The sequence below is a fragment of the Haloferax sp. s1 genome (assembly GCF_058382125.1).
In genome coordinates this window covers 1-4,726 of record NZ_JBZRPK010000443.1, presented here as the reverse complement: position 1 = coordinate 4,726, position 4,726 = coordinate 1, and the positions used below count along the sequence as shown (strand labels likewise).

Genomic DNA, 4,726 nt, shown 5'->3' with positions numbered 1-4,726 from the left:
CGATGGAGACAGCCGATGTCGAGGGGCCGAGCCACGCGAGTATCTGGCCGTTCGTGCTCTCACTGGGTGCGTTCCTCGTCCTCCTCGGGCTTTCGCCGCTCCAAGAAGCGACGTTCCCAACCGGCATGACCGGCGCAGCCTACGCGACCACGGCGGTCGTCGGCGGCGGCGTCACGCTCGGGTCGCTCGTCGCCATGGGCTTAGAGCCGTTCCACGGCCCGGTCTTCGAGGAAGGAGAGGCGTGGCCCTTCTCCGGCATCGACAACGGCAAAGTCGGGATGTGGATATTCCTCGCCTCCGACGTGGTGCTGTTCGGCGGCTTCATCGGGGCGTACGTCTTCACCCGATTCGCCTTCGGCTGGACCGGATGGGAGCCGATTCCGTCGGACCCGATACCAGGACTCGTGAACACCTACATCCTGCTTACGAGCAGTTTCACCGTCGTGCTCGCGCTCGTCGCGGCGGAGAAGAAACACAAGCTGGCTCTCGTGACGAGCCTCGGAGCGACGTTCGTCCTCGGCATCGGCTTTCTCGTCAACAAGGGACTGGAGTGGCAGCACCTCTTCCACGAGGGAATCTGGCTCTCGACGAACGTCCGGTCTTCGACGTTCTTCCTCACGACCGGGCTTCACGCCGCCCACGTCATCGCGGGACTCGTCATCGCACTGTATCTGACTGCACGCGCATGGAGAGGCGCGTACCTCGAAGACAGCCGTTCGGTGGAGTACTTCGGTCTCTACTGGCACTTCGTCGACATCGTCTGGCTGTTCCTCTTCCCGCTGTTCTACATCCTGTGAGGTAACCGAAAATGGTGTCAACAAAACTCTACACGGCGATTTACGTGGTGTTGTTCGTCTCGGCGACGATTCAGGTGCTCGTCGAGTTCGCGGGGCTAAACTACTGGACGGCCTTCGGCATCATCATCGTCCTCTCGGTGGGGAAGGCGGTGCTCGTCGCGGCGTACTTCCAGCACCTCCGCTTCGAACCGCGCTCGCTGACGTACCTCGTCAGTATCGGTCTCGCGGCGGCGTTGGCGCTCACCCTCGCGGCATCGTACTCGCTCCTGTAACCGTGTCCGGGAACCATTTGGACGCCGGTGCCGACGCTGACGCCGACCACTCGCCGCCGACGCTCGTCGCAGTCGCCTACGCGCTTTTGTTTTCGGTCCCCGTCGGCGTCGGCGTGACTGTCATGATGACCCGCGTCGTCCCCGGCCGTCTCACAGAACCGCTCGTCGTCGGCCCCGGTTTCGTCATCGCACTCGCGGTGTTCGCGCTGGTCGTTGCCGCGGCGAGAGGCGGCGAAAATACTGCCTGACCGACGATATCGCATTCGAATCCCCCACGCTGTCCCGCAAACGCGCATACTTTCTTTGACATCGGAATGGTAACACTGAACATGAAACAGAACTCGCTCGCGCTCGCAATCGCGTTCGGTGCTGTCGTCGTCGGACTCGCAGTACTTCTCATCTCGGAGGCGGCCGGTGCATCCGAACTCATAATCGCGATTGGTGGCGGTATCGCACTGGTTGGTGTCGGCGTGCTCACCGCGGTTGTGATGCGCCTGCCCGAGCCATCGGGCGAGTCGGGGACGGCCGGTGAACACGAGCACGAACAGATGGAGGCGTGAATACCGTACTGCCGCTCGACTCACAGACTGAAGCCGACGACTGCGAGCAGAAACAGCGCCGTGAAGACAACCCCCAGTGCGCCGGCGACCTTCAGGTGATACCGGAAGAGGTCCTCGTCTTCGGCCTCGACGGCGTCTCGGTAGGCGGCGTCTTCTTCCTCGGAACGTTGTTCGTGCATCTCACCGACGTGTAGGTCGCAAAGCCGAGCCTGTCGAAACGGGCGGCCGCAGTACGGGCAGGTCGCAGCGGGAGTCTCGTCGTCGGGAACGGCTGTTTCTGGGCTGACCGCTCGGCGATGCTCGTCGGCCGACGACGGCCTGCCATCGTGTGCACTCATCCTGCGACACCCCCCACGGTTGGCTGAGCGACGACCCACAGACTCGCCATCGTGTAGCAGACCGTGACGACGACGAAGGGATACTCGCTTCGGAGTGGTTGCAGCCGACCGGGGAACACGTCAAACGAGCGGGTGTGCGCCACCCAGACCGACAGCAAGTGTCCCAGTACGACGAACGCGAGTTGGAGGCCGCCGAACCACGCAGGCACGGTGAGAACCGAGATATTCGCCGGCGGCGACAGTGGGCTGAGCGCGACCGTCGCCAGCGCCGGTGCGAGACCGACAACGTATCCGAGGAAATGCGCGAGATGGTACCCGGCCGCGATGGGGACGAGCGCGGGTGCGAACCATCCGGCGATGAACTCGGCCGTCACGTACGTGTCGGCGCTTCGCCGAGCGGTGCGAGAAGCGAACCGGTAGCCGGCGAAGAACGCGAGAAAGCCGGCGAGGATGGCGATGAAATTCACGGCCCACGCCGGAACCGGTGCCACGGCGTCGAGGACACGACTCCACGCGACGGTCGAGACCAGCCCGTCGAAGGTCGTCACCCACAGGAGCGCGACGACGAACGCCACGTCGTCGGTGCCCATGTTTTCCCGAGAGCGCGCCAGCGACGACCCGGGGAAGGAAACCGAGAGTCCTTCGCCGGTTCGTTGTACCGGTGCGAGGAGACCGTACAATCGGAAGACGCGAGCTACCGGGTCGACGTGTTGGAACCACGAATCACCGTAGACGGCCGCACCGACGATGGTCACGAGGGAGTAGGCGATGACAACGGCCGCGAGCGACCGCGGATTCGCGGCGAGCGGGCTGACGACTTCGAGCCAGACGAGTCCGAGCAGTCCGACGACGCTCGGCCACGTCCCAATGCGAGACGGATACGGGTGGGACGCGCGACGGACCGCCCGAACCCGGCGGTGCAGTACCGACGCGAGCGTCTGCCACGGGTTCACGAGCGGCCACACGTCCACGACGAGATACGTCAGCATGGTGAACCCCGCCCACCAGCCGACCCAGACGAGCAGGACGCCGAGATTTGCGATTGCAACGGTCGGTCCAACCAGTGTGAATCCGATGACGGCAACGAGTGCAGCGACTCCGAAAAGGCGGACTGCCGCTCCGACAAATTTCACCGACCTGTCGACGCGGACGCCGAATCGGGTGAACACGTCGAGTGTCTCATCGTCAGTGACGAACGCCGAGAGGAGAAACGAGACGCAGACGACGCCGCCGCCGGAGACGACGACGAGCCAGAACGGCGCGGGAGCGGACTGGAGCGACCCGGCGAGCGACCCAGCGTGCGCAGCAACCGGTTGGACGAGAAAGACGAGCGAAACCACCAGCGCCGTGAGCGCGGTGAGAACGCGCTGTAGCACCGAATTCGTTGCTGACCGTGACGCTGCCCACGATGTCGGGTTGCGACTCATCGTTGTGACCGTCCCATCGCCGCTGGTCCGAACACGAGCGCGGCCACCGCAACAACGAACACCACTGTCGAAACGTCGACCGAGAGGGCGCGAAGTGCGCTCACGATGCCAGTTCCGCCGGCCAAGCCCGCAGCGAGACCGCCGACGAGCGGGAACGTACATCCGACGCACGATACCAGTCCCAACGCACCTGAAAGCGCTGTCCGAGCCGTGTCGAGGACGGCGGCGTAGACGAGGTACGAGAGCGCGAGGTAGCCGACGACGCGGTAGGGAACGAAGGTTGCGGACACGACCTCCCCGGCGTAGCCGACTCGCGGCCCCCATCCCGGCGCACCGAGCGAGAACTGCCAGCCTGCGGCGTGACCAGCGACGCGTCCGGCGGTGTGAACGTGCCCACCACCAACGAGTGCACCGAGGTTCACGGAGAGTAACCCCGCGAGAAACGCGAGCACGAGGAAGTATGCGGCGGCGACGGCCCCGGCACCGAGTCGGACGCGGCGGGTTGTTTTCGGGAGGTCCGTCCAGAGGACGGCCACGACGCCGACGTTTATCCAGATAAACGGATAGAGGACGTATCGCAGACTGTCCACACGGACTGGCGCGGCGTGGAGGTACGCGGCGACGGCGAGTACTTCGAACCAACCGAGTACCGCGAGCCACCACGCCGTCGGAATCTGTCGAGCGTCGGTGCGACTGCTGTAGGGTAGTGCCATCTCAGAGAAGACCCAACAGTCGGAGTGTGACGCCGATAGTGAACAGTAATCCGAGTACCCACGACCCCGCGAGCGCCGCCTGTGACCGCTTTAGCCCCCTTCCCCGTGCGGCGTGGTACGTCCCGTAAAAGAGGTAGGCAACGGTGACGGTGACCGTAGCGACGATGAGAGTGGTGCCCGCAGCGTTCGTCACTCCCTCTGGGATTCCGCTTCCGCCGATGAACAACACTGCAACCGCGCCGAAGCCGAGCGCGACGAGCAGGAAGATGAGCGACAGTACCGTCGGGTCGTCAGACCACTGCCTGTCGGTGCTTTGACTCGGACCGCCTCCGGCAGAAACGGCGCTGACAGTGTAGTGCCGCCACCCCCGAGCGGTGAAGAGCACGATGAGCGCCAGCAGTACGACCGCGAGGAGAAACCCGACGAACAAGACTGTCTGTGCCATGTGAACACACCACTAGTATTATAACTATTGACACTGATATAAACGATTCGCCGCACACAGGGTCTCGGGGTCGATTTTACGATGGGCGTCCGTGTCGAAACGTCCCGCCGGCGAAACGTGATTCTTAAGGGTCGCACGAGTCACGTAGCGTGTATGAGTGACGAACAGCAGGCG

Annotated in this window: 8 protein-coding genes; 4 read left to right on the top strand and 4 right to left on the bottom strand. The window is 64.0% G+C overall.

What is annotated here, in order from left to right; all coding sequences use genetic code 11:
* From QT222_RS06315 to QT222_RS06300, 4 genes are all read left to right on the top strand, one after another.
* Positions 1-797, top strand: a 797-nt coding sequence (locus QT222_RS06315) for a cytochrome c oxidase subunit 3 (protein WP_491476670.1), incomplete at its 5' end; no start/stop codon positions are given.
* 11 nt (positions 798-808) lie between these two features.
* On the top strand, positions 809-1,069 hold the full coding sequence (locus QT222_RS06310; RefSeq protein WP_491476669.1) for a cytochrome C oxidase subunit IV family protein: 261 nt from the start codon (positions 809-811) through the stop codon (positions 1,067-1,069).
* Between the two features lie 17 nt (positions 1,070-1,086).
* Positions 1,087-1,317, top strand: coding sequence for a hypothetical protein (locus QT222_RS06305; protein WP_491476671.1), 231 nt, complete (start codon positions 1,087-1,089; stop codon positions 1,315-1,317).
* A gap of 81 nt (positions 1,318-1,398) precedes the next feature.
* Entirely contained in the window at positions 1,399-1,629 is a 231-nt protein-coding gene (locus QT222_RS06300) for a hypothetical protein (protein WP_004056672.1), read from the top strand.
* Between the two features lie 20 nt (positions 1,630-1,649).
* Here the strand turns inward: QT222_RS06300 and QT222_RS06295 are convergent, their stop codons facing one another.
* Genes QT222_RS06295 through QT222_RS06280 form a run of 4 tightly spaced genes read right to left on the bottom strand, consistent with a single transcriptional unit; the run spans position 1,650 to position 4,552 of the window.
* Entirely contained in the window at positions 1,650-1,967 is a 318-nt protein-coding gene (locus tag QT222_RS06295) for a DUF7410 domain-containing protein (RefSeq protein ID WP_491476668.1), read from the bottom strand.
* Entirely contained in the window at positions 1,964-3,394 is a 1,431-nt protein-coding gene (locus QT222_RS06290; protein WP_491476667.1) for a hypothetical protein, read from the bottom strand. The genes QT222_RS06295 and QT222_RS06290 overlap by 4 nt, the downstream gene beginning before the upstream one ends.
* Complete coding sequence (locus QT222_RS06285; protein ID WP_004056675.1) at positions 3,391-4,107, bottom strand: DUF7546 family protein; 717 nt, start codon at positions 4,105-4,107, stop codon at positions 3,391-3,393. The genes QT222_RS06290 and QT222_RS06285 overlap by 4 nt, the downstream gene beginning before the upstream one ends.
* 1 nt (position 4,108) lies before the next feature.
* Positions 4,109-4,552 (bottom strand): hypothetical protein, encoded by a 444-nt coding sequence (locus QT222_RS06280; RefSeq protein WP_491476666.1) that lies wholly within the window; start codon positions 4,550-4,552, stop codon positions 4,109-4,111.
* Between the last annotated feature and the right edge of the window lie 174 nt (positions 4,553-4,726).